At 69.3% G+C, this 23,542-nt stretch carries 24 protein-coding genes; 11 read left to right on the forward strand and 13 right to left on the reverse strand.

Going from position 1 to position 23,542, the window contains the following annotated elements; all coding sequences use genetic code 11:
* Window positions 1–60 precede the first annotated feature (60 nt).
* Window positions 61–810 (forward strand): serine hydrolase domain-containing protein, encoded by a 750-nt coding sequence (locus AC069I_RS31870; RefSeq protein ID WP_478267072.1) that lies wholly within the window; start codon window positions 61–63, stop codon window positions 808–810.
* Between the two features lie 426 nt (window positions 811–1,236).
* Window positions 1,237–2,271, forward strand: a complete 1,035-nt coding sequence (locus tag AC069I_RS31875; RefSeq protein ID WP_478267101.1) for an HNH endonuclease signature motif containing protein — start codon at window positions 1,237–1,239, stop codon at window positions 2,269–2,271.
* A gap of 638 nt (window positions 2,272–2,909) precedes the next feature.
* On the opposite strand, the gene AC069I_RS31880 is transcribed toward AC069I_RS31875, so the two are convergent.
* Both AC069I_RS31880 and cpt read right to left on the reverse strand, forming a co-directional pair.
* Window positions 2,910–3,707, reverse strand: coding sequence for an inositol monophosphatase family protein (locus tag AC069I_RS31880; RefSeq protein ID WP_478267073.1), 798 nt, complete (start codon window positions 3,705–3,707; stop codon window positions 2,910–2,912).
* Between the two features lie 46 nt (window positions 3,708–3,753).
* A complete protein-coding gene (gene cpt, locus AC069I_RS31885) occupies window positions 3,754–4,275 on the reverse strand; it encodes a chloramphenicol phosphotransferase CPT (RefSeq protein ID WP_478267074.1) in 522 nt (173 codons plus the stop codon).
* 225 nt (window positions 4,276–4,500) lie between these two features.
* Between cpt and AC069I_RS31890 the strand changes: the two genes are divergently transcribed.
* Window positions 4,501–5,199 carry a S1 family peptidase gene (locus AC069I_RS31890; protein WP_478267102.1) on the forward strand — a complete coding sequence of 233 codons (699 nt, stop codon included), beginning with the start codon at window positions 4,501–4,503 and terminating at the stop codon, window positions 5,197–5,199.
* A 52-nt stretch (window positions 5,200–5,251) separates the two neighbouring features.
* On the opposite strand, the gene AC069I_RS31895 is transcribed toward AC069I_RS31890, so the two are convergent.
* Window positions 5,252–6,205 (reverse strand): hypothetical protein, encoded by a 954-nt coding sequence (locus tag AC069I_RS31895; RefSeq protein WP_478227289.1) that lies wholly within the window; start codon window positions 6,203–6,205, stop codon window positions 5,252–5,254.
* 230 nt (window positions 6,206–6,435) lie between these two features.
* On the opposite strand from AC069I_RS31895, the gene AC069I_RS31900 reads away from it, so the two are divergent.
* From AC069I_RS31900 to AC069I_RS31925, 6 genes are all read left to right on the forward strand, one after another.
* Complete coding sequence (locus AC069I_RS31900; protein WP_125684394.1) at window positions 6,436–6,777, forward strand: WXG100 family type VII secretion target; 342 nt, start codon at window positions 6,436–6,438, stop codon at window positions 6,775–6,777.
* A 21-nt stretch (window positions 6,778–6,798) separates the two neighbouring features.
* Window positions 6,799–7,101, forward strand: a complete 303-nt coding sequence (locus tag AC069I_RS31905; RefSeq protein WP_005155348.1) for a hypothetical protein — start codon at window positions 6,799–6,801, stop codon at window positions 7,099–7,101.
* A gap of 111 nt (window positions 7,102–7,212) precedes the next feature.
* A complete protein-coding gene (locus AC069I_RS31910) occupies window positions 7,213–7,617 on the forward strand; it encodes a hypothetical protein (RefSeq protein ID WP_125684396.1) in 405 nt (134 codons plus the stop codon).
* Complete coding sequence (locus tag AC069I_RS31915; protein WP_478267075.1) at window positions 7,614–8,918, forward strand: WXG100 family type VII secretion target; 1,305 nt, start codon at window positions 7,614–7,616, stop codon at window positions 8,916–8,918. Before AC069I_RS31910 ends, AC069I_RS31915 begins: the two co-directional genes overlap by 4 nt.
* A gap of 31 nt (window positions 8,919–8,949) precedes the next feature.
* Window positions 8,950–10,296 carry an alpha/beta hydrolase gene (locus AC069I_RS31920; protein ID WP_478227290.1) on the forward strand — a complete coding sequence of 449 codons (1,347 nt, stop codon included), beginning with the start codon at window positions 8,950–8,952 and terminating at the stop codon, window positions 10,294–10,296.
* Window positions 10,297–10,306: 10 nt separating this feature from the next.
* A complete protein-coding gene (locus tag AC069I_RS31925; RefSeq protein WP_478267076.1) occupies window positions 10,307–10,684 on the forward strand; it encodes a hypothetical protein in 378 nt (125 codons plus the stop codon).
* 63 nt (window positions 10,685–10,747) lie between these two features.
* Here the strand turns inward: AC069I_RS31925 and AC069I_RS31930 are convergent, their stop codons facing one another.
* The 4 genes from AC069I_RS31930 to nadA are packed head-to-tail and all read right to left on the reverse strand — an operon-like array spanning window position 10,748 to window position 15,513.
* Window positions 10,748–11,917: a S8 family serine peptidase gene (locus AC069I_RS31930; RefSeq protein ID WP_478267077.1), complete on the reverse strand. Its 1,170-nt coding sequence runs from the start codon at window positions 11,915–11,917 to the stop codon at window positions 10,748–10,750.
* Window positions 11,918–11,963: 46 nt separating this feature from the next.
* Window positions 11,964–12,854 carry a carboxylating nicotinate-nucleotide diphosphorylase gene (nadC, locus tag AC069I_RS31935; protein ID WP_478267078.1) on the reverse strand — a complete coding sequence of 297 codons (891 nt, stop codon included), beginning with the start codon at window positions 12,852–12,854 and terminating at the stop codon, window positions 11,964–11,966.
* Window positions 12,851–14,506: an L-aspartate oxidase gene (locus AC069I_RS31940; RefSeq protein WP_478267079.1), complete on the reverse strand. Its 1,656-nt coding sequence runs from the start codon at window positions 14,504–14,506 to the stop codon at window positions 12,851–12,853. The genes nadC and AC069I_RS31940 overlap by 4 nt, the downstream gene beginning before the upstream one ends.
* Window positions 14,503–15,513 carry a quinolinate synthase NadA gene (gene nadA, locus AC069I_RS31945; protein ID WP_037344779.1) on the reverse strand — a complete coding sequence of 337 codons (1,011 nt, stop codon included), beginning with the start codon at window positions 15,511–15,513 and terminating at the stop codon, window positions 14,503–14,505. The genes AC069I_RS31940 and nadA overlap by 4 nt, the downstream gene beginning before the upstream one ends.
* Before the next feature lie 115 nt (window positions 15,514–15,628).
* On the opposite strand from nadA, the gene AC069I_RS31950 reads away from it, so the two are divergent.
* On the forward strand, window positions 15,629–16,264 hold the full coding sequence (locus tag AC069I_RS31950; RefSeq protein ID WP_478267080.1) for an NUDIX hydrolase: 636 nt from the start codon (window positions 15,629–15,631) through the stop codon (window positions 16,262–16,264).
* Window positions 16,265–16,304: 40 nt separating this feature from the next.
* Entirely contained in the window at window positions 16,305–17,021 is a 717-nt protein-coding gene (locus AC069I_RS31955) for an LON peptidase substrate-binding domain-containing protein (protein ID WP_478234694.1), read from the forward strand.
* 57 nt (window positions 17,022–17,078) lie between these two features.
* Here AC069I_RS31955 and AC069I_RS31960 read toward each other — a convergent pair whose 3' ends face one another.
* From AC069I_RS31960 to AC069I_RS31985, 6 genes are all read right to left on the reverse strand, one after another.
* On the reverse strand, window positions 17,079–18,119 hold the full coding sequence (locus AC069I_RS31960) for a M48 family metallopeptidase (RefSeq protein WP_219150237.1): 1,041 nt from the start codon (window positions 18,117–18,119) through the stop codon (window positions 17,079–17,081).
* Between the two features lie 44 nt (window positions 18,120–18,163).
* On the reverse strand, window positions 18,164–18,769 hold the full coding sequence (locus tag AC069I_RS31965) for a DUF2567 domain-containing protein (RefSeq protein ID WP_478234695.1): 606 nt from the start codon (window positions 18,767–18,769) through the stop codon (window positions 18,164–18,166).
* A gap of 139 nt (window positions 18,770–18,908) precedes the next feature.
* A complete protein-coding gene (bsaP, locus tag AC069I_RS31970) occupies window positions 18,909–19,112 on the reverse strand; it encodes a biotin synthase auxiliary protein BsaP (protein ID WP_125684417.1) in 204 nt (67 codons plus the stop codon).
* Window positions 19,099–20,115: a biotin synthase BioB gene (gene bioB, locus AC069I_RS31975; protein ID WP_400562928.1), complete on the reverse strand. Its 1,017-nt coding sequence runs from the start codon at window positions 20,113–20,115 to the stop codon at window positions 19,099–19,101. The genes bsaP and bioB overlap by 14 nt, the downstream gene beginning before the upstream one ends.
* 84 nt (window positions 20,116–20,199) lie before the next feature.
* Window positions 20,200–20,922, reverse strand: coding sequence for a dethiobiotin synthase (bioD, locus tag AC069I_RS31980; RefSeq protein WP_478234696.1), 723 nt, complete (start codon window positions 20,920–20,922; stop codon window positions 20,200–20,202).
* Window positions 20,923–20,970: 48 nt separating this feature from the next.
* The gene (locus AC069I_RS31985; protein WP_478267103.1) at window positions 20,971–23,178 is read right to left on the reverse strand and encodes a SulP family inorganic anion transporter; all 2,208 of its coding nucleotides are present in this window, start codon (window positions 23,176–23,178) and stop codon (window positions 20,971–20,973) included.
* Window positions 23,179–23,542 lie beyond the last annotated feature (364 nt).

The following is a 23,542-nucleotide window of genomic DNA, read 5'->3' on the forward strand; positions in this document are numbered from 1 at the left end:
GGTGCTGGGGCCGCTGCGGCCGGCGTCCGGAACCAGCGGGGTGATCCCGATACGCCGGAAATGGCTTTCAGCGTCACGAAAAGCGTCGTGTCGATCGTCGCCGGGGTCGCGTTCGACCGGGGCCTGCTCCCCGACCCGCACCGGCCCGTGGCGGACACTCTCGACCTGCCGGAGCTGGCCGGGACCTCGGTCACCTGGCATCACCTGTTGCAGCAGATCAGCGAATGGGACGGGTACCTCTGGGGCAAACCGTCCTGGCTGGACGGCCCTCGCCGGGACGGCACGCCGGGCTCGGCCTGGGAGTACAACGACGTTCGGGTCAACCTCCTTTGCCTGGCCCTCACCCACCTTTTCGGCCGGGCACTGCCTTCGGTGCTGGACGAACACGTCCTCGGCCCGCTCGGCGCGTCCGGCACGTGGTCCTGGCACGGCTACCGGAACTCGCCGACCACCATCGACGGCGAGACCGTCCCGGTGGTCAGCGGTGGCGCCCACTGGGGAGGCGGGCTCTGGATCTCCGCCGCCGACCTCTCCCTGCTCGGGCTGCTCTTTCTCCACAACGGGTTGCTCAGCAAGAGCTGGATCGAGCGCAGTTGGACGCCCTGTCCCCGGAACCCCGACTATGGCTATCTCTGGTGGCTCAACGGGTTCCCGTCCGCGCCGCCGACCGGCCGGTTCGCGCGTGGCAGCGCGGATCAGCACTTGTTGTGGATCGATCCCGATCGTGATCTCGTCATCGTTTCCCGGTGGGGGCAGGGTGTCGAGGAACTCGTTCGTGCTGTTTCGGACGCTGTTCCGGTCGTGAGGTGACCCCCTTTGGCTTTCTGCTTTTATCGAGGAACCGGAGATGCGCAGTTCAGCATTGGACGCTCGCAGCAAAGGAGGACAGCGTAGCACCCAAACCGGGACGTGCCGACCTGAAATAGCCCCCTTTCGGACAGCCGATAATGCGCCAGGAATCTTTGGTGAACCCACTCCCGCTACCGGCCCTGTCGTGCCACATTTCCTTATCCTCCAAGGAAATCTCACGCAGTTGACTGCAACCCGCCGAGCCAGTGGCGATCGAACTCCTGTTCGAGTATAATCTTGGTCATGATCACATCTCTTGCTTTTAATCCGAAAGCCGCTCGTCTTCTGGATGCCGCTTACGACGAGGAAGTCGTGCTCCGGCAGGCGCAGGGGCGGCAGGTGCGTTCGATAGCGGGGTTCGCCGGGGTGGGTGGGTCGCGAAGATCGGTGACCGAGGAGGTCGCGTTGGCGTTCTCGGTCTCCCGTAATCAGGCGTATCTGCTGGTCGAAACCTCGTCCGCCCTGGTGGCCCGGTTGCCGAACACGTTGGCGGCGCTGGAGAACGGTGATATCGATCTGTACAAGGCGTCGAAAGTGTCCCAGCTGACCCGCGAGGTGTCCGATGAGGTCGCCGCGCGGGTGGACGCCTGGATGGCGAAGCGTCTCGCCGGGCGTGATCCGGGGGCGATCCGGAAATCGGTGGATCACGCGGTGCAGAAGTTCGATCCCGGCGGCTACCGGGAACGCGCCGCGGCCAAACGCGCGTTACGGCATGTGTCGCTGGAACACGAGGACGAGACCATGTCGAAGCTGTCGGGCTGGCTCCCCGCCGAGGTCGCCAGTTCGATCTACGCGTCCCTGAGCCACGCCGCCAAGAAACGCCGCAAGGCCGACACATCCCGCACCCTCGACCAGCACCGGGCGGACATCTTCGCCGAACGACTGCTGGCCGAGGACGGCCACGGGACACCGCGGGCGCATGTCCATGTCTATGTCGACTTGCTGACCCTGACCGGCGCCCGGGAAGATCCCGCCACCCTCGCCGGCTACGGACCCATTCCTGGCTGGCTCGTGCGAGAGATCGCCGCCGACCCCGGCTCGACGTGGTCCCGGCTGATCACCGACCCCACTACCGGGCAACTTCTCGAAGCCAGTCCCGGCACCTACCGGTCCCCGGCCTCACTCGCCCGCCTGATCAGAGCCCGGGATCGGGAATGTACCCACCCTGGCTGCCACCGCCCGGCGGAGTTCTCCGAGATCGACCACATCACCACCTGGGCCCGCCACGGCACCACCGATCACCACAACTGCCACGCCGCCTGCAAGATCCACAACCTCCTCAAAGAAGAACCCGGCTGGGCCGCGGAACCCACCGGCAACGGCGGCATGACCATCACCACCCCCACCGGCCACACCTACACCGCAACACCCGAACCACTCCACGACCCACGCCCCCAACCAGAAGACACCTCACCCTTCTGAGGGCCGTGTGCGGGCTATAGACCACGCCTTTCGCGACTACGCCAGCAGGATTAAGGCCGCCCACTCCCCGGGCAGAGCGAGAAAGGCGACATGCCCCCTTCCGGCGACTGACAACTCACGAGTCCGAATCACCCACGCAGCGTTCACTTGGCCGTGAAGGCCTCCCTGTCGTCCCTGCCTACCCTGTGGGTACTGCAGGAGCCCTTCGCCACTCGCCGATCTGATCCCTGGTGATACCGGGACGACCATGACACCAGTGCCCCGGTCCGAAGTCCGGACTCGCCCGACATCCCCGTACCAAGGCACGATGGACACATCGAGGAATCGCAATTCCATCGGCAGCCGGACGTTCACAAAGGGCGGCTCGGCATACCGCGCAACGATGCGAAACGTGTTCACCTGAGCTGAGGCAGCCGCATATCCTCAATGCGAAGCTGCCCTAGGCGTGCCTACACGGTAAGGGTGTGTCCGCAGCGGAGAGGGAGGCTGCCCGTTCGAGCCGGGTCAGGTCCAAAGGGGGCCCCTGCGTTCGCGTAAGGCCCCCTATCTCGTTCGCGAGCAAGGTAAACTCGCCGTGTCCTGACTCACGATGCACGCTCATCCCCGCCGGACCCGCGCTTCGATCATGGCCGGTTTGTTCAGTCGTCACGGTGGCGTGCCACGAGGTCGATCAAGTCTTGGTGTGTCGCCGGATCAGCGGCCACGACCAATCCTTGGATGCCGGTGTGGACCGCTTGCCCGGCAAGGTTGGTCACCACACAGCCGGCGGCTTGGCATAACGCGATACCGCTGGTGAAGTGCACGCTGTCCCGCAAGTGCCCATCGGTGACGTAGGCGGCCCGCCGTCCGGCCGCGACCCAGGCCAACGCCAGCGTCGTGGACAAGACGCGGGGACGGAAGCGTCCGGTAAAGGCGTCGTCCGACAGCATCCGGACCGCGCGGAAGGAGGCCGCGTTGGGGAACGGCGGGTCGAGATTGACGTCCACGAGTCCATCGCCCGCCGCGGGCGTCAGAGGCTCGTCGCGGCCGTCGCGGCGCAGGACGGCTCCACCGTCGCCTGCCCAGAACACCTCGCCGGACAAGGGATCCGCCGACACCGCCACGGTCACGTCGTTCCCGACACGCAGGGCGATGTTCACCGCCACCAGTGGGGTATGCGCCGCGTAGTTCAACGTCCCACACAACGGGTCGACCAGCCAGGTCCGGGCCCCGTCCCCCTCGTCCGCGCCGTACTCTTCACCGAGGATCACATCGCGCGGATACGCTTTCCGCAAACTCCTCCGGATCACGCCCTCCGCGGCGAGATCCACCCCGGTGGCGAAATCTCCGCCGCCCTTCCCTAATCGCTCGACCGCGCCACCGTAAGCACGCCGGATCACCTCACACGCGGCGTTTACAGCCCGGAGCGCCACCTCCACGTCAGAGCCGGCCCTCATCGTCGTGACCACAGGGCACCACTCGTCTCCAGCCCACCCAGCGAACTCATTCCACCCGTGCGGCGATCTCCCGCGCGCAGGCCAAGGCTTCGTTCACCCCCGTGTCCACTTCGAGGTCGTAAACCACACCTCGATGCACGATTTCGGCCTGTGCCTCCGCCATCCCCGCGACCCTGTCCCCACGCGCCGTCTCCCTCCCGGCGGCCACGACGCCGTCGCACCGGACCCCGACCCACAGCACCTCGAGTCCGTCCAGTGCGGCACGCCACCGCTGCTGCGACGCGGCCCCACCGAGGAACGCGTCGTCGATGATGACCCGGGCCCCGGCCCGGACCATCGCCGCGACACCGGCCATCCACGCGTTCTCGAGCCGCCGGAAACCGGAGCCGACACTCACTCCACCGTCCGCCGCGAAGTCGATCCCGTCGTCCACAGTGGACGGCATGGCGTCGATCAAGGTGTCCACGCCGAGGGTGAGCCAGGGTTCCGGCAACACCGCTTGCAGGCACCTGGCGATCCCCGACTTACCCGAACTGGAGCCGCCGTTGAGCACGATAACTGTCGTCACGCGAACACCCTAGACGCCGGCAGGCAAGCCACAGCCAGCGAACCGGATACAACGGACGTCCACGGCAAAGGGCAGCATCGATCCCATTCCGGAATTCGCACAGGACGGACCAATCGTCTACCGACTTCGGCAGGTTACCAAAACCCTTACCGCCACCTAACTTGGTGAGACCGTTTCAACTCGATACTGAATCCCCGACGCAGGCCGAAGGGCGTATTCATGCGTATGTCCAAAATCATCGCAGCGGTGGCCGGTGCCGCCGCGGCGCTGCCCCTTGCCGCCACCCCCACCGCGAACGCGGGCCAGGACATCATCGGCGGCGGCACCGTGAGTTCCGCACCGTGGGGCGCCCAGATCTACTGGGACGACGCCACCGCGTTCGGCGGTTTCAACTGCTCCGGCACGATCATCGCTCCGCAGTGGGTCCTCACCGCGAAGCACTGCCTCAACGAACCCGGCATGCACGTCAAGGTCGGCAAGGTCAACCTGAACCAGGGCACCGAGGCCGACGTCGACCAGCAGAAGGCCGCCCCGAGCGGCGACATCGCCCTCCTGCACCTCACGACCGCGGTCAACACGACGTACATGAAGCTCGGCACCGCGAACCCGGCCAACGGCACCACCAACCAGATCTACGGCTGGGGCCGCACGCAGGGCAACAACCCGCCTTCGAGCGTCCTGAAGACGGCCGACGTCCGCATCACCGGCACCAGCAGTGACGCGTACGGCGGCCAGGCCATCGCCAGCGTCGGCGTCAACGGTTCGGCCTGGCACGGCGACTCGGGCGGCCCGCAGCTTGCGAACGGCGTCCAGGTCGGTGTCTGCTCGACCGGCAGCAACTCCGGCACGAACCCGCAGGGCACCCAGAACTACGCCAGCGTCGCGGCGAGCCGCGACTGGATCCGCGCCACCGCGGGAGTCTGAGCCGAAAGGGAAAAGGGACCGTTCACCCCGAACGGTCCCTTTTCGCCTAGGCTCACGTCAAGTGATGCATCGGCCGCGAAGCCCGAAGCGAAAGTGCCGAACCGGCGGCCACGACGGCGATGATTCCCGCACCCGCGACCAGCGTCCAGAAATCAGGGTGCACGATGGACTGTCCTCGCTGAGCCTGCCAGGTGAGCAGCACGAGCACCCCCGCGAAGCCCGCCGAAGCGGTCCGCACCAGATTCCGCCGCACGAATTCCGATTCGAGCACCGGATACCGCCGGGCGAGCTTGAGCAGCCCGAAGGCGACCAGTGGCAGCACCTGGATCGCGTGGATGCCGAAGAAGTGCGGGATCCGCATGTCCCCGCCCACGGTGCTCCATCCCAGCACCGGCAATCCCGGGCCGCCGTCGGGTACACCGACCGCGTGGGCGCCGAGGATCGACGGCCGTTCGCCGGCGCGGAACTGGGCCATTTGCTGCTCGTTCGGCCCGAACATCAGCAACGCGACCCCGATTCCGGCGACCGACAATGCGGCACCCGCGCGTAACGCGGAGTTCATCGCCCGGTCGGGAAGACGTTGGAACAGCAGGAGAAGCGCGATGGCCGCCGTCGCTCCCCAGCCGGTGAAGGCGCCGTTCGCGACCATGTTGTTGATCCACTGGTCGGCGGGTGTCTCCCGGTTGAAGTGGAGTGTCCGGCCGCGGATGGCGATCTGCCAGAACAGCAACGCCATGTCCAGGCCGAGCCCGGCGGCGAACACCGTCCCGAGCCACCAGCCGAGCCGCTTACCCCGGGTCAGCTGCCCGATCAGCCAGGCCAGCGTCACCGCGTAGAGTCCCACGGAAATCGTGAACTTGAGCGGTTTGAGCCAAATGGGCGCGTTGACGAGGCTGCGGTCGTCGAAAACGAGACCGCCGAGCGCGATGACCCCGAGTACCGCCATCGCCGCCGCCAAGATCATCAACGGTCGATGCAGAACAACCCTGGTTCCCCTGTCCACCATGGGATCGAGCGTGCCGGGAAGCTCCGATCCGGACACTGGAGCGCTCCCCCTGATCGGGGGTGGGGAAGGCCCTACCACCGACCTGTGGGTAATAGTGCCGTCAGTGCGACCGGCAGTTGTGCCGTTTGACCGCACTCACCTCTTTTCTAGCGTGTCCTTCACAAGAGCAGACAGGGCGTCCCCTGGTGCTCACCGGGATTTCCAGCGAGATGAGAGGAGGTGGCCCATCAATGACCGGTACGGGATATCAGGCAGACGCAGCTGCGATGGCGCGCGCCGTCCAGGGGTTCGAGGAGACCGCGTCGAACGCCAAGACCACGATGGCCAGCTTGGAGAGCGAGCTGACCCAGACCCTGCACAACTACAAGGGTGACCAGGCGATCGCGTTCTGGGACCTGCAGCGTCGTCTGCAGGAGAAGATGACCATCGCCGTGAACGAGCTCAACACGATGTCGCGCCTCGTGCACGAGAGCAACCGGAACTACAACTCGGGTGACGAGCAGGTCCGGGAAAGCCTCACCGGGGTCAGCGGAGTCGTCGACCAGACCGTGATCCACCGGCTGAACCCCTGATCCGCGAGAGGACCACCAATCATGGCTGACGTCGTCGAAATCAACTTCGCCGCGCTGCAGCACAGCTCGGCCTCGCTGGCCGCCAAGGCCAAGGCGCTCACGTCCCAGCTCGAACAGCTGCACACGAACCTGCAGCCGATCACCCAGACCTGGTACGCCTCCGGCAGCTCCGCCGGTGAGGCCGCCCGTGCGTCTGAAACCCGCCTGCGCCAGGCCACCGCGGACATCGTGGCGATCATCGCGCAGTTCGGTGGCAAGGTCGGCGACGCCCACGATCTCCAGCACAGCCTGGAGAACCGTAACCAGGGCCTGTTCGCCGGCTGATCCCCATCCGTCGGCCGGCCGGTGCTTTCACCCCCCTCGGCACCGGCCGGCCGGCTTTGCGCGTAGTCGTCCCCCTTGTCGGCGTGGCCGTTCACGAGAGAGCCGGGATCAATGCAAGACCAGTCGTACTACGTCCATCTGGAATCACTGAAGGACTTCGTGCGGGAACTGGAGACCCAGATCCACGCGATGTCCAAGCCGAACGACTTCCTGCTGACCCTCGGCGAGCAGCCGCTGCTGTTCGGCGAGTTCGGGGAGGCGGGCTCACTCAACAAGGCGCACCAGGCGGCCGTCGCCGAGATGCAGGGCCTGCTGGACCAGGTCAAGGGCGCGATCACCTTCGCGCAGGACGTCACGACGACCGTCGCCGACGGCTACGCGGCGGCGGACGACTCGGTGGCGGGCGACATGCACCACTCGAGCCAGCAGACCGGGCTGCTCGATCCGTTGCTCAACGTCCTCGGGGGCGTGCTGGGCGGTAACAGCGGCTCGAACGGCGGGGGGAACAAGGGATGACCGAGACCGCGCACACGAACTTCGCCGCGTACTCGCACCAGCAGCTCTACGCGATGCTGCAGGCAGGCGACCCCAACACGGCGCGTCACGCGGCCCACAAATGGCAGTCCACCGGCACCGGGCTGTTCGAACAGGCCGAGAACCTGACCGGCGAGCTGAAGGACTTCTCCGGCAACTGGACCGGTGGCGCCGCGGACAAGTACCACACGATGATCAGCGACCTCGTCGGCGGAATCCGCAAGGTCGCCCAGACCGCGCACGCGATGAACAACCTCCTCGAGGACGCGGCGGACGCGCTGGTGAAGGCCAAGAAGGAGATGCCGCCGCCGGTCGCGGTGCCCGACGTCTCCCCCGCCGACCTCGCGCTGGCCGTCAATCCTCCGCTCCTGCCCCCGGATTCGTCGCCGTCGACGATCATCAGCGCCGCCCAGCAGCGGCAGCAGGCCATCGCGAACGTCGAAGCGCAGCAGCAGGCCGCGGGCGCGGCCAGCGCGGCGCACAGCAAGGCGATCGTGGTGATGACCCAGCTCGCGGGTGAGTACTCCTCCGTGGAGGAGTCCATTCCGGCCTCGCCGAACGCCGTCACCCCGCCGCCGGTCACCGGTGGCGGCACCGCCCCGGGTGGCTCGGTCGGCAACAACATCGGCGGAACGCCCGGCGTCGGGCTGGTTCCCGGCGACAACACACACCCGCTGCCCTCGGACGGCTCCACGCCGCCCACCACCGGGCAGCCGGGTCAGGTCCCCAAGTCGAATCCGCTGTTCGGCGACATGTTCACCGCCGGTCTCGCCGCGGCCTCGGCCGCCGCGTTCGGCCGGTTCGGTTCGATCATGCCGCGGGTGCCCCCGTGGGCCAGCGGCAAGAACGACGGCAAGGACAAGAACGGCGAACCCGCGGGCGGAGGCGCCGGTGCGGCGGGCGCGACCGCGGGCGGCGCCGGCGGCGGCATCCCGATCGGCGGTGGCGGAGCGCCGTCGCTGGACGGCGGTGCGATCGGCGCGGGCGGCGGCGGAGTCTCCGGTCCAGGTGAGGTCCCGGCCGCGTTCTCCGGCCTGGCGGGCGACGGTGGCTCGGGCAGCGCGATGAGCGGCCTGGCGGGCGGAGCGGCCGGTGCCGCGGGCGCGGCGGCGGCCAAGGGCGCGATGCCGATGATGCCCATGATGCCGATGGGCATGGGCGCGGGCGGCGACATGGGTTCCGGACGGCGTATCCCGCCGTGGCTCGTGGAGACCGAGAACGTCTGGGGTCAGTCGTCCCCGGTCGCTCCCGCCGTGCTCGGCGAAGAACCCGAACAGTACTGATTTTTTCCCGAACAGGAGAGGCGGCTCGGTGATGGCATCCAGTGCGGGCGGTTACCGAGTCGCCCCCGCCAGGCTCGAAGCGGCGGCGGCCGAACTCGAACAGCGCGCCGGTGTGCTCAAGACCGCGCAGACCGCGCTGGCGGGTGAGAACGTCCCGGCCACCGCGTTCGGCCAGGTTTCGGCTTCCAGCGCGGCTTCGGCGACGTACACCAAGACGATCAAGGACGTCGCCGGCAAACTCGACGGCCAGATCACCAAGGCGACGGTGATCCACCAAGGCCTCACCTCAGCGGGTGGCGGCTACCGGCGCACCGACGTCCAGATCGCCGCCGCGTACCGGTCGCTGATGCCGGAGAACCCGTTGCCCAAGGCCGGGAATCCGTCCGGCGTCGGCGGCGCGGCCGACACCGGCTCGTGGGCCACCGCGATCGCCGAAAACCGCACGAAGGTCACCGACGCGCTGACCGCCGAACGCGAACGGCTCGCGAACCTCCTTGCACACGGCGGAAAAGCCGACGACATCGCGAGCGCCCGCACCCGGATCGCGCTGTACGAGGACATCCTCGCCAACGACCGGCAGATCCTGCGGTTCGACCCGTCTGGCAACGGGCGCATCGTCGAACTGGTCGGCCGCATCGAGCCGGGCACGCGCAACGTCGGGTTGTTCGTCCCCGGCGTCAACACCTCGTTCGACAACTTCCAGAGCTACGCCGACCTCGGCAAGAGCCTGGTCGCCGCGGACGCCACCGGACGGACCGCGATGGTGGTCTGGGCCGACGGAGTCTTCCCGCAGAACGTCGTCACCGAAGGGCCGGCCGCGCACTACGCGCAGACGATGGCGCCCGATCTCAAGGCGTTCGGCGACGAACTGCGCGGCCAGATCGACAGCCACGCCGGGCCGGGCGTCGTGGTCACGGCGGTCGGGCACAGCTACGGCGGTGCGACCGTGGGGCTCGCCGAGCAGCTCGGGCTCAGGGCCGACCAGGTGCTGCACGTCGAGTCCGCGGGGATGGGACACGGGATCTGGAGCCCGGACGACCTCCCGGCCAGCCAGGCCGGTGTGCAGCGGTACTCCATGACGGCCCCCTTCGACCCGATCGTGGTGGCACAGGGCAACGCGGGGCTCTTCGAATGGCTCGGCGCCGGGCACGGAGCGGACCCCGACCGCTTCCCCGGCGTCGTCGAACTGGAAACCGGCCGCGACGCGAACGGCGATCTGCAGTGGGGCTTCGAGTCCCACAGCGGTGTGCTCAAGCCGGGTTCCGATTCGTGGAACAACATCTACGGTGTGATCACGGGCGGAGCGGTCACGCACGAGGGCTTCACCGGTGGCTCGCTGCGCGAGATGGTCATCGAAGGCGTCGGACGAGGCTTGTGAGGGGTTGGTCATGATCACCAGGAACACCGAGCTCGACCCGCTGGCCGAGGACCTGACGGCGGTCATCGACGGTGTCGCGGGCACCTTCGGCTCCGCCGCGGAGCGCACCGTGGAAGGCGAGCTGGATTGCGACCCGACCCAGCCGGGCCGGTTGCTCTGCTGGCAGTACGGCCTCCGGGTGGACGACGCGACCGACGCGATCCGCAAACTCGTCGACGTCGTCCTGCCGATGCTGGAAAGCCAGGGCTGGCGCTCACGCGACCGCAGCAACCCGCGTGAGCTGATCGCGCAGTTCAGCCGCGACGGCGCCGACTTCAACGTGCACGTCTCCCGTGCCGGCGACGGCGTGGCCATCGTGGGCTCGACGGCCTGCGCATCCGTCCCCTAAACCCCAGGGGTCGCGAAAAGACCTCGTGAGTGGCGGCGGTGTCCCCCAGTACACCGCTGCCGCTCACGAGGCACGGAATCGCGAAGGTTTCCAACCCCGGCGCCTGCCCCGCCGGACCGCGGCCACCACCACGCCCGCCGCGATGGCCGCGGCCACCCCGGAAATGGCGAGCACACCGGAAACCTTGTCCGCGTTGGCCCGCGCGGGCGCGGCGGCGGGGACGACGAAGGTGTCCGGGCCGGTACTCGGCGGCCCTCCAGGACCGGGTGTACCGGCCGGGATCGAGGCGGAAACGGCGGCGTAGGCGTCGATCGCGCCCCAGCCCCGCCGGGGATCGTGCCCGCCGCTCGGGCCGCGGTGCGCGGTCAGCGTCAGCCGCGTGACGACCTGCTCCGGCGACAGCTCCGGGTGATACGCGCGCACGAGCGCGGCGACACCCGCCACGTGCGCGGCGGCCAGGCTCGGATCGCTCACCGGCCACCGGTGCGCCACGGTCCCGCCCGCGCCCGCGGACGTGCTGACCAGTTCGGCGCCGGGCGCGGAGATCCCCACGTAGGAACCGGCTTCCGACTGCACCGCCTCACCGGCCTGATTGGTCGATCCCACGGCGAGCACGCCCGGTGTCGCGGTCGGGTAGGAAGTCTGGCCCTGCTGCGATCCCGCGGCGGGAGAGACGATCAGCGCGCCTTTCTCCCTGGCACGCGAGACGGCACCGGCCAGCGCGGGGCTGTCGGAAGCGGCCGGGACGGCGATCAGAATGATCCCGGCGCCGCGGTTCAGCGCGGTTTCGATGGCGGACGCGAGCTGCCCGGGGTCACCGCCGCCGTTCACCTGGGTGTAGCGGATCGGCAGGATCTTGGCGCCGGGCGCGATACCGGTGAACGTGGTGGACGGATCCGGTTGCGCGCCGACGATCCCGGCGGCGATGGTGCCCCGGCCGTCGCAGTCGTCGGCCTGGGTGCCCTGGCCGCCGAGGAGCTGACCGGGCGCGAACTGCCCGTTGCCGCCGTCGACCCCGGTGCCGATCACCGCGACCAGCTGGCCGGTGCCGCGGGACAGCGGCCAGATCCGCACGGGATCGATCAGCCGCTGTCCCCACGGGACCGCCGCGGTGTAGGTGCCCGTCGGGTTCGCGCACTGCTCGGCGACCGCCGTCGACGGGACTCCGATGCCGAGCGATGCCATGAAAGCCACGCATCCCGCGACGGCACTTTTACCGGCAAAGCCCACCATTCCTCCAGAATTCCCTTGTCACACAAGGGAATTCTAGTGCCGGAGGTCAGCGGAGGTCCATCCCGAGGTCCAGCGCGGGCGAGGAATGCGTGAGCGCTCCGACGGCGAGGAAATCCACACCGGACTCCGCGTACGCCCGCGCGACGTCCAGCCGCAGGCCGCCCGAGGATTCCAGCCTCGTCTTCGGCGAAACCTCGTCTCGCCGGTCGACGGCTTTCGCGCATTCGTCGGGGGTGAAGTTGTCCAGCAGCACCTCGTCGGCGCCCGCGGCGAGCGCCTCCTCCAGCTGGGCCAGGTCGTCGACCTCGACCTCGCAGTGCAGTTCCGGCGCGTGCTCGCGCGCGGCCGTGAGCGCGGCGGTCACCGAACCGGCGGCGACCACGTGGTTGTCCTTGATCAGCACCGCGTCGCCGAGCCCGAGCCGGTGGTTCACCCCGCCGCCCGCCCGCACGGCGTACTTCTCCAGCAACCGCAGCCCGGGCAGTGTCTTGCGGGAATCCCTGACCCGGCAACCCGTTCCCTCCAGGGCGCTCACCCAGGCGGCGGTCGCGGTGGCGATACCGGACAGGTGACAGAGCAGGTTCAGCGCGGTGCGTTCGGCGGTGAGCAGACCGCGCACCGGGCCGCGGAGCACCAGCGCGGGCTCGCCGGCGGTCAGCCGGTCGCCGTCGTCACGGGCGGCCAGGATCTCCAGGCCCGAGCCGAGCACGACGTCGAACACCGCCAGCGCCACCGGGATCCCGGCGACCACACCGGCCGTCCTCGGCGTGAGCTCGGCCAGCGCGCGGGCGGATTCGGGCACGGTGGCGTTCGTCGTCGCGTCGGGCCCGTACCGCAGATCCTCGGCCAGCGCCGTCGTGACGACACGGTGCACATCGGCGACGTCGAGACCGTGATCGGCCAGCGCCTTGGTGACCCACGGGGAGAATTCGCTCATGCCACACCCTCCAAAGCGATCGGATCGGCCAGTACCGGCTGCCCCGACGGACTGAGCCGGATGAGCTGGCCGCGTTGCCAGACGTTGTCGTCGCGTTCGGGGAAATCGGTCCGCACGTGGCAGCCGCGGGACTCCGTCCGGCGCGCCGCCGCCGCGACCAGTGCCTCCGCCACCAAGGTGAGCGCCGCGTCCTCCACGACCTGCGGAGTCCACAAAGGACTTTCGATGACCGAGAGATCCAGCACCGAACCCACGACCGAAAGACCTTCCGCGTCCCGGCCGATGGCGGCGTACCGGCTCATCGCCCGCTGCAACGCGTCACGATCGGCCACCGCGACCTTCGCCGGAGGCATGTGCACGCCGCGGCGCGGGTCGGCCAGCAAGCCGGCGGCGAGATCGATGGCGACCGCTTCCGCCACCCGCTGCCCGACGACCAGTCCTTCGAGCAAACTGTTGGAGGCCAGCCGATTCGCGCCGTGCAGACCGGTCCTGGCGACCTCGCCCGCCGCGTAGAGACCGCGGACGCCGGAGCGTCCGTCCACAGTGGTCACGACACCACCGCAGGCGAAATGCGCCGCGGGCGTGACCGGGATCGGCTCCTTCGCCGGGTCCAATCCGATCGCCGCGCACGCCGCGTGCACGGTCGGGAACCGCTTGGCGAACCCGGAGATCCCAGTCGCGTCAAGGAAAACGTGGTCGTCGATACCGCCGGGTGCCTGCACCATCCGGCGCGTGATCGCCGCCGACACGACGTCCCGTGGCGCGAGATCGCCGAGCGGATGGACTCCCCGCATCACCGAAGCGCCCGTCGCGTCGTGCAACGTCGCGCCCTCGCCCCGCACCGCCTCGGTGACCAGCGGGAGACGGCCGCGCGCGCCGGGCGTGAACAGGACCGTCGGGTGGAACTGGACGAACTCGACGTCCGCGACCTGCGCCCCCGCGCGCAACGCGAGCGCCAGCCCGTCCCCCGTGGCGATCTCCGGATTCGACGTCGCCTGGTAGAGCTGCCCCAGCCCGCCGCTGGCCAGCAGCACCGCCGGCGCCCGGACTGCCCCGGGCACGCCGTTGCGGTCCAGGACGGTCACGCCGGCGACCTCGCCCGCGGGCGTGCGGATCGCATCGACGGCGATGTGGTGCTCCAGTACCGGGATCCGCCGGTCACCGGCCGTCGCGACCAGCGTCCGCTCGACCTCCGCGCCGGTCGCGTCGCCACCGGCGTGGATGACGCGGAACGCGCTGTGCCCGCCTTCCCGCGTCCGGGCGAGCTCGGGCCGTCCTTCGGCCGCCGGGTCGAAACGAGCGCCCTCGGCGCGCAGCCTGGCCACCGCGGCGGGGCCACCGGCGATGATCGACCGCACGGCGTCCTCGTCGCAGAGCCCGGCACCGGCGGTGAGCGTGTCCGCGGCGTGCTTGCCGACCGAGTCGCCTCGCTCGTGCTCGTTCTCCAGCACGACCGCGACCCCGCCCTGCGCCCAGCGGGTGTTCCCGTCGGAGACCGCGGCCTTGGTGACCACCAGGACGTGCAGGCCGAGCTCCTGTGCGCGCAGCGCCGCGGTCAGCCCGGCCACGCCGCTGCCGATCACCACGAGATCGGCGGCGGCCTCCCAGACCGGGTGGGTTTTCGCCTGAAGAGCGGTAACCGAGTCGGTCATTCTCCGCCGCCAGGCTGCCCGATCTCGATCATGCGCTGCACGGAAGCGCGGGCACGGGCGGCGGTCTCGGCGTCGACGTGGACTTCGTCGGCTCCCTCGCGCAGCGACCGCAGCAGGGCCGCCGGCGTGATCATCTTCATGTACCGGCAGGAGGCCCGGTCGTTCACCGCGCGGAAGTCGATCTCCGGCGCGGCCTTCCGCAGCTGGTGGATCATCCCGATCTCGGTGGCCACGAGCACCGACTTCGCCTTGGTGTCGCGGGCGGCGTGGACCATGTCGCCGGTCGAGAGGATCTTGACCCGCTCGGGGGCGACGGCGCCCTCGCCGGCGAGGTACAGCGCCGAGGTCGCGCAGCCGCATTCCGGGTGGATGAACAGGTCGGCGTCCGGGTTCTCCGAGGCACGCTCGGCCAGTTCGGCGCCGTTGATCCCGGCGTGCACGTGGCACTCCCCGGCCCAGATGTGCATGTTCTCCCGGCCGGTCACGCGTTTGACGTGCGCGCCGAGGAACTGGTCCGGCAGGAAGAGAACCTCCTGGTCAGCGGGGATGGAGGCGACCACGTCGACGGCGTTCGACGAGGTGCAGCAGATGTCGGTCTCCGCCTTGACCTCGGCCGTGGTGTTCACGTACGACACGACGACCGCACCCGGGTGCTCGGCCTTCCAGGCACGCAGCTGGTCGCCGGTGATCGAGTCCGCGAGGGAGCAGCCCGCCCGTGCGTCCGGGATCAGGACCGTCTTCTCCGGCGCCAGGATCTTCGCCGTCTCGGCCATGAAGTGCACGCCACAGAAGACGATGGTGGACGCGTCGCTGCTCGCCGCGATGCGGCTGAGCGCGAGGGAGTCGCCGGTGAAGTCGGCGATGTCCTGGATCTCGGGGACCTGGTAGTTGTGCGCGAGCAGGACGGCGTCACGCTTGCGAGCGAGACTCCGCACCTCCTCCGCCCAAGCGGCGTCGGCGACAACTCCGCCGTACGGGGTCAGGTCGTTCTGCAGGGTGCTCGTCATCGTTCTGGCCCTCCTGGACCGATCTCCGGTTTTCGCCTTACAATCGAAAACCGTGCGAAGTCATCTTAACACCCAGACCCCCCTCGCCCACGAGGTTTTGGGAGCGGTCCTGCAAGTGCGCTCCGACACACTCCGGGTCCTGCTGTGGCGGCGCGCGCTCGATCCGCATCTGGGCCGCTGGTCCCTTCCCGGCGGCAGGCTTCGCCCGGATGAAGACGTCGAGGCGTCCATCCGGCGGCAGCTCGCGGAGAAGGTCGACGTACGCCAGTTGAAGCATGTGGAGCAACTGGCGGTCTTCAGCGCGCCGGACCGGGTGCCGGGACCCCGCGTGGTCGCGACGGCGTTCCTCGGCCTCGTACCGTCCGATGTGGACCCCGAGGTCCCCGAAGACACCGAGTGGCACGACGTTTCCGAGCTGCCGCGGACGGCGTTCGACCACGAGTCCATCGTGCTGCGCGCGCGGGACCGGCTGCGCTCGAAGCTCTGCTACACGAATCTCGGCTTCGCGCTCGCCCCGGAAGAGTTCACCGTATCGGCGTTGCGGGGCCTGTATTCGGCTGCGCTCGGTTACCGGGTGTCCGCGACGAACCTGCAGCGGGTGCTGTCCCGGCGCGGGCTGCTCGTCCCCACCGGGCGCACCGCCCCACCCGGGCGCAGCGGCGGACGTCCGGCGGCACTCTTCTCCTTCGCGGGCAAGGGGATGCAGATCACCGACCCGTTCGCGGTCTTCCGCCCGCCCACCGGGAAGTGACCGTCCTGCGAAGTCCTCCCGGTCCCCGTACCTTGAACGGGTGACCGAGCCGAGCGAGGAGTCCACCGGGAAGGCGATCTTGCCGCTGTTCCCGCTACAGACCGTGCTGCTGCCCGGAACACACCTTCCGTTGCACATCTTCGAACCACGGTACCGGCAGCTGATGGCCGACCTCGTCGGCGAGGTCGTCCCGGACCGCGAGTTCGGGGTCGTCGCCCTGCGTTCGGCGATGGTCAGGGAGGTCAGCGGGCCGGAGCACGTCCACGAGTTCGGCTGCAGCACGGTGCTGCGCGAGGCGAAACGGCTGCCGGACGGCAGATTCGACGTCGTCACCACCGCGCGGCGCCGGTTCCGCCTGCTCGAGATCGACCGCGTTTCCGCGCCGTACCTGATCGGCTCGGTCGAGTGGGTGCCCGACGACAAGGTCGCCACGGTGCACGGCGACACCGTGACCAGGCTCGCCGACGTCGCGAAGGCCGCGCACCGGCGCTACTGCGAATCCGCCTGGGACGCCGACGACTGGACGACGCCGCCCGACGACGGTGACATCGCGGCACTCGCGTACCGGCTCACCGCGGACTGCCTGCTCCCGCTGGAGGACCGGCAGCGTCTGCTGGAGGAGACCAACCCGCTGCGGCGGCTGCGGATCGCGTGCCGGCTGCTGACGCGGGAGGCCGGGTTCCTCAGCACGCTCGGCGCGGTCCCGATGCCGCCGGGGGAACTCGGCGAGTTCACGCGCCCCTCGAACCTGAACTGAGCGGACCTCGTGAGTGGTAAGGACGGTTCTAACCGTCCTTACCACTCACGAGACCCACTACTTACCGGACTCCGGCCCCTTCTCGGACCCGAACTTGCTCCACACCTTGCCCGCCGCCCCGGACACCGCCTCGCCGACGTCGCTGAAAACCTTGGTCAACGGGTCGGCCGAGCTGTTCCAGGAATCCTTGTACGACTTCGCGGCCGACTTCAGGTCGTCGGTCCAGTTGGACGAGGGCGCGTCCTCGTCGCGGCGCGGGTACTCGCCGGCCAGGATCCCCCGGTACTCCTCCGACGCGGCCCACTTCTGCAGTTGCGCGGCGCGCACGACGGCCAGCGGGTGCGACATCGTCTCGACGTAGCGCAGCTTCAGGTAGCTGTCCCGGATGTCCTCGACCGACTCGTATTCCGCCGCCTGCTGCAGGAAGGCCGGGATGTCGATCTTCGACGGGTCGATCCCGCCCGCGACCAGGATCTGCGAGCGCAGCGCCGCCGTCGGGTCCTGGGAGCACAGCAGCCCGGCGCGGTCGCAGGACAGTTCGGCCTTGCGATACCACTCGCGCAGCGCCGCGATGACGACGCGGATGCCGATCGCGCTCACCGGCGTCCACGACATCGACATCTGCAGGCCGATCAGCCGGATCATGATCGTGCGGTACACCGCGTGCCCGGAAAGCACATGCCCCATCTCGTGCCCGATCACGAACCGCAGCGACGCGAGGTCCATCGCCTCGACGGCCGCGGTGTTGAGCACGATGAACGGCTCGTCCATGCCGATCGTCTGCGCGTTGACCTCGGGGCTGCGGGCGACGAACAGGTTCGGCACGCGGTCGAGGTCGAGCGTTTCGGCGCATTCGTTGCGCAGCTTGTCCAGTTCCGGATACTGCTTCGGGCCGACCCTGATCGCGGACGCGAGCGCCATCAGCCGCTCCCCGCGTTCGGCGTAGAAGCCCGAAACCGCCTTCACGACCTGAGCGAACCCGGGAACGGCGCGCAGCGTGGCCAGTGCGCCGCGGTCGACGGGGTGTTCGTAGGCGCGCGGGCTGATACCCGGGAAGCGGACGGCGTTGTGCCGGGAAACCTCGATGTCGTCGGTCAAGAAGGCCCCCTAGAGAAGTTGCCGCCCACCCTAGAGGAAATTCGTCAGCCGAGGCGGCGGCCCAGGTCTTCCCGTCCGTTCCACGCGGTCAGCAACGTGTACGCCAGCGTGGTCATCAACGGCGCGGCGAGCATGATCCACGGGGATTCGATCTGCGGCGCCTTCGCGATGACGTCGCCGACGGCGGGCGCCGCGGCGATCTCGTAACGGCAGTTGGCGAACGCGACGCCCATCGTCGTCCCCAGCCAGCCCGCGAGGGTCGCGCCGCCGGTCGCGGCGATCAGCACGACCGGGCCGCGGCGCTCCCGAAGAAGCCAGGTCACGATGCCGATCAGCAGCCCGGCGCCGAGCGCGAGGAAACCGTAGACGGCCAGGTCGTCGAAGCGGTGCCAGCTTTCCAGTTCCAGCGGGGCGAGGGTGCCGCGGTCGTTGATCACGCGCATCCGCTGGGGCGGCGCGAGCCTCGACCACAGCCAGGCCAGCGGGAAGCCGAGCAGCCCCGCCGTGGACAGGACGCTGACCGCCGGCAGCAGATCGGCCTTGACGACGACCTTGGGGTACGGACGGCGCGGCCTCGGCAGCACGGGCACCGACCAGGGGTCGGGCACGCTGGAAGACAGGTGCGCCGGTTTACCGGTCGTCTCGCCCAACCCCGGACTCCTCCCTCGTGCTGCTTGTGCAGAGCGTAACCAATGAGGCCCCCAGCGCACGCGCCTCCACCGCGTTTCGTCCTCTGAATGCGGTGGTTGCGCGTGCAACCACCGCATTCAGAGGACGAAATGGGCGAAGTCAGCCGGCGAGTTCACCGTGACGGCTGCACCGGGCCGTCCAGCCGACCGGGGTGATCTGGACGACCATCCGCCGCGCGCAGTACGTGCAGTAGCGCGGCGGTTCGAGCGCCGTTCTCGGGTTGTGGCAGGCGGGATGTTCCGCGCCACCGTCGGACGGCTGTCCACAGTGGACACAGAACGCCGGTCGGTCAGAGGACGTCACTGATGGCCTTCACCGGCATCTTCAGCTCGTCGAGCATCGCCAGGTCCGCCGTGGCCGGGCGGCCGAGGTTGGTCAGGTAGTTGCCGACGATGATCGCGTTGATGCCGCCGAGCATCCCCTGCTTGGTGCCCAGGTCGCCGAAGGTCAGCTCACGGCCGCCGGAGAAGCGGAGCAGCGGGCGGGGCATCGCCAGCCGGAACGCGGCCACGGTGCGCAGCGCGTCCTTGCCCTCGACGACCTCGTATCCCTCGTACGGCGTACCCGGCTGCGGGATGAGGAAGTTCATCGTGCACTCGTCCGGGTTCAGCTCGGCCAGCTGCGCGGCGAACTCGGCGCGCTGCTCGATGCTCTCCCCCATGCCGATGATGCCGCCGCAGCAGACCTCCATGCCCGCCTCGCGGATCATGCGCAGGGTCTCCCAGCGCTCTTCCCACGTGTGCGTGGTGACGACGTTCGCGAAATGCGAGCGCGCGGTCTCCAGGTTGTGGTTGTAGCGGTGCACGCCCATCTCGACGAGCTCGTCGACCTGCTCCTGGGTGAGCATGCCGAGCGAGCAGGCGATCTGGATGTCGTTGCCGTCCTCGCGGATGGCCTTGATCCCCTCGCGGACCTGCGAGAGCAGCCGCTTGTCGGGGCCGCGGACGGCGGCGACGATGCAGAACTCGGTCGCGCCGGTCTCGGCGGTCTGGCGGGCGGCCTTGACCAGGCCGGGGATGTCCAGCCACGCCGACCGCACCGGCGTCGGGAAGCGGCCCGACTGCGAGCAGAAGTGGCAGTCCTCCGGGCAGCCGCCGGTCTTGAGGCTGATGATGCCCTCGACCTCGACCTCGGGGCCGCACCAGCGCATCCGGACCTCGTGGGCCAGGGCCAGCAGGTCGGTCAGGTGATCGTCGCCGAGCCGCAGGACCTCGAGGATCTGCTCTTCGCTGAGCCCGACACCACGCTCGAGGACCTGGTCACGCGCCACGGCGAGGATGTCGACGGTCTCCGGGGCAGTGGTCACGAGGCGGCTCCTGTTCGGGGTGGGGCGGTGAAGCAAAGGCACATCATCGTGCACGACCGGGGGCCTCGGCCACAGCGACGCAGGTCACTTCTGCGCCGACGCGCGGCCGACGAAGCATTCCGGGTCGAACTCCCCGCCGAACCACGGCGAGAGCCCGGCTTTGGCCCGGTCGGCGAACTCCTCGGGCCCGGCCGTGCCCAGCCCGGCGGGCAGCACGCCCAGCAGCGGGGCGCCGGCGGCGACCGGCAGGTCCCGCAGGTTCGACACCGCCGCCAGATCCGGCTCGTCCGGCCACGAACCGATGATCACCCCGGCCACGGTGAGACCGCGTTTGGTTGCGACCTCGGCGGTCAGCGCGGTCGCGTTGAGCGTGCCCAGCCCGGCCTCGGCGACGATGATGACCAGCGCGCCCAGCGACCACGCGACGTCGGCCAGCGTGGCCCCGTCGGCGTCGAAACGGACCAGCAGGCCGCCCGCGCCCTCGATGAGCGTGAGGTCGTGCTCGCCGTTGAGGTCGCTCGCCGCGGCGGCGATCTCGCTCGGGCCCAGCGTCGGCAGTCCCGAGAGCCTGGCCGCCGCCTCCGGCGACAGCGGATCCGGGTATCTCCGCAGCTCACGTGTGGTGACCGGACCGGCGAGCCGGAGCACGTCGGCGAGGTCGCCCGGTTCGTCCGGGCCCACTCCGGTCTGCGCCGGTTTCAGCACGGCGACACGCTGGCCCTGACCGGCGGCCAGAGCGGCGATGGCGGCGGTGGAGATCGTCTTGCCGACACCCGTACCGGTGCCGGTCATGACCAGCATGCTCACGTGCGTTGAATCTAGTGGGTCGGAGTGAAGGAACGCTGAACGGGACCGTCAGCTCCCCTGTTCGGGCACCGCCGCGACGGCACCGACCGGCGTGAACGCCGGGCTCTCGTCGTCGGACAGGTAGACCTGCGCCGCCCCGACGTCGAAGTACATCCCGGTCAGATGCAGTTCGCCGCGTGCCTCCGCCTCGGCGATCAGCGGGTAGTGGCGCAGGTGCTCCAGCTGCTGCAGCACGTTCTGCAGGGCCAGCCGGTTGACCTCGGATTCCGGGCGTTCGCCGTCGAGGGTCACCGCCACCTTGCGGTTCGCGCTCGGCTCGGCGTGCCGCAGCCACGAAGCCAGCATCGGCGCGCCGTCCGGGGCGCCGGTGGCCAGCGCCTGCATCGCGCCGCAGCCGGAATGCCCGCAGACCACGATCTCGCGCACCTTCAGCACCCCGACCGCGAACTCGACGGTGGCGCCCATCGACGGGTCGGCCCGGCGGGCGGGCACCAGGTTCCCGATGTTGCGGACGGTGAACAGATCGCCGGGACCGCTCGTGGTGATCATGTTCGGCACGATCCGCGCGTCACCGCAGGTGATGAACAGCGTGTGCGGCGACTGGCCACCCGCCAGTTTGCTGAGCGCGGGCTGCATGAGCGCGGCGGTGCGCCGCTGGAACTCGGTCGCCCCGCGCAGGGTGGGCCCGCCACGCTGGCCGGGCACCTCGATGTCCTTGGCCTGCCAGTCCGACCATGGCGCGAGGAACCGCGGTACCGAACGCATCGCGGCCGTCCTGGTCAGCGTGGGATCACCGGATTTGCCGTTGGCGAACCACGGATGCCCGATCTCGTCGACGGTCACCTGCCCGCCGGAGCGTTCGTGCGCCTGCTGCCAGTTCGACAGGCTTTCGAAGGCGGCGTGGTCGAGGTAGTCGACGACCAGCTCCAGGGTCACCTTCGCGCCGTCGGGCACGGTCGCGAGCACCCGGCTGAGCCTCGGCACCGAAAGGAACGTCAGGACGCCCTCGACGACGACGCGCCAATCGTCGCCGTCGCGTTCGGCGTGGATCCCGGACCACACCGTGCGGCGCAGCATCAGCAGTACCGAAAGCGCGATCCCGAGCAGGACGCCGGTGAGCAGGTCGAAGACGACGACCCCGGCGAGCGTCACGAGGTACAGCCCCAGGTCGCCGTGTTTGAGGACCTGCCTCATGTGTCCGGGGTTCACCAGTTTCGCGCCGACGTGGACGAGCAGGCCGGCCAGCGCGGCGAGCGGGATGTTCTGGATCAGCCCGGCGAACGCGGCGACGAACACCAGGATCCAGACGCCGTGCAGTATCGCGGACACGCGGGTGCGGGCGCCGGCGGCGACGTTCGTGGAGCTGCGGACGATCACGCCGGTGACCGGGAGGCCGCCCAGCGCGCCGGAAGTCATGTTCGCGGCGCCCTGCCCGATGAGCTCGCGGTCGAGGTTCGACCGCGGTCCGGTGTGCATCTTGTCGACGGCGACGGCCGACAGCAGGCTTTCCACGCTGGCGATCAGCGCGATGGTGATGACCGCGACGGCGAACGCGCCCCAGCCCGCGTCCGGGAATTCGGGGGCGAAGCGGATGTTGAGCAGGTCACCCGGGAGGTTGACGCGGGGCAGGGTCATCCCGGCGGCGACGGACAGCACGGTCACCAGCGCGATCGCGGCGAGCGGGCCGGGCACCTTGCGGACGGACTCGGGAAGCCGCGGCCACAGCAGCAGGACGCCGATGGTGAGCACGCCGATCAACGCGGCGGTGTCGTGGTGGCCGACGATCTGCGCGGGCAGTTCGGCGATGTTCTTGAGCGCCGAACTCTGGGCCGTTCCGCCCAGTACGACATGGAGCTGGCCGAGGACGATCGTGACCCCGATACCGGCGAGCATGCCGTGGACGATGGCGGGCGAGATCGCGAGCGCCGCGCGGGCGATGCGGCTCAGCCCGAGCAGGATCTGGAGCGCGCCGGCGGCGACGGTGATCGCGCACGTGGTCGCCCAGCCGAAGGTCGCGATGGTTTCGGCCATGATCACGGTCAGCCCGGCGGCCGGGCCGCTGACCTGAAGCGGTGAGCCGCCGAGGGCTCCGGCGACCACACCTCCCACCACGGCGGCGATCAACCCCGCGACGATCGGCGCCCCTGACGCGAGAGCGATCCCGAGTGACAGCGGGACGGCGACGAGGAACACCACCAACGAGGCGGGCAGGTCGTGCCGGAGCACGGCGAGGGGTTTTTTGATGATCACCATCATGATCACCAGGAAACTGGTGAATTGTCCGATATGCACCACCCTATCGAGTGAATATCACCCCACAGGAGAGTGGTGTGGCCCACTTTCGGCCCGTTTCGTTGCCCGGAGATGTCTCGCTCGTTGCGAAAAGCCTTACGGACTCCCGAATCCTGGGATGTATCGGTCGGCCGCCCGGCCAATGACCAAGCGCCGGACCGTGGTGGGTCGGGTTGGTCGTGAGTGGCGATTCGGGTTCTAACCCGAATCGCCACTCACGACCCCGGTGACCCACTCGGCACCGGCGCCCGTGCCCGCCCGAAGTACATGAAGGACCCCTTCCCTCGGCTGAATCGAGGGAAGGGGTCCTTCACGCGCGGCCGCCGTG

The organism is Amycolatopsis sp. NPDC043885, from assembly GCF_056435685.1.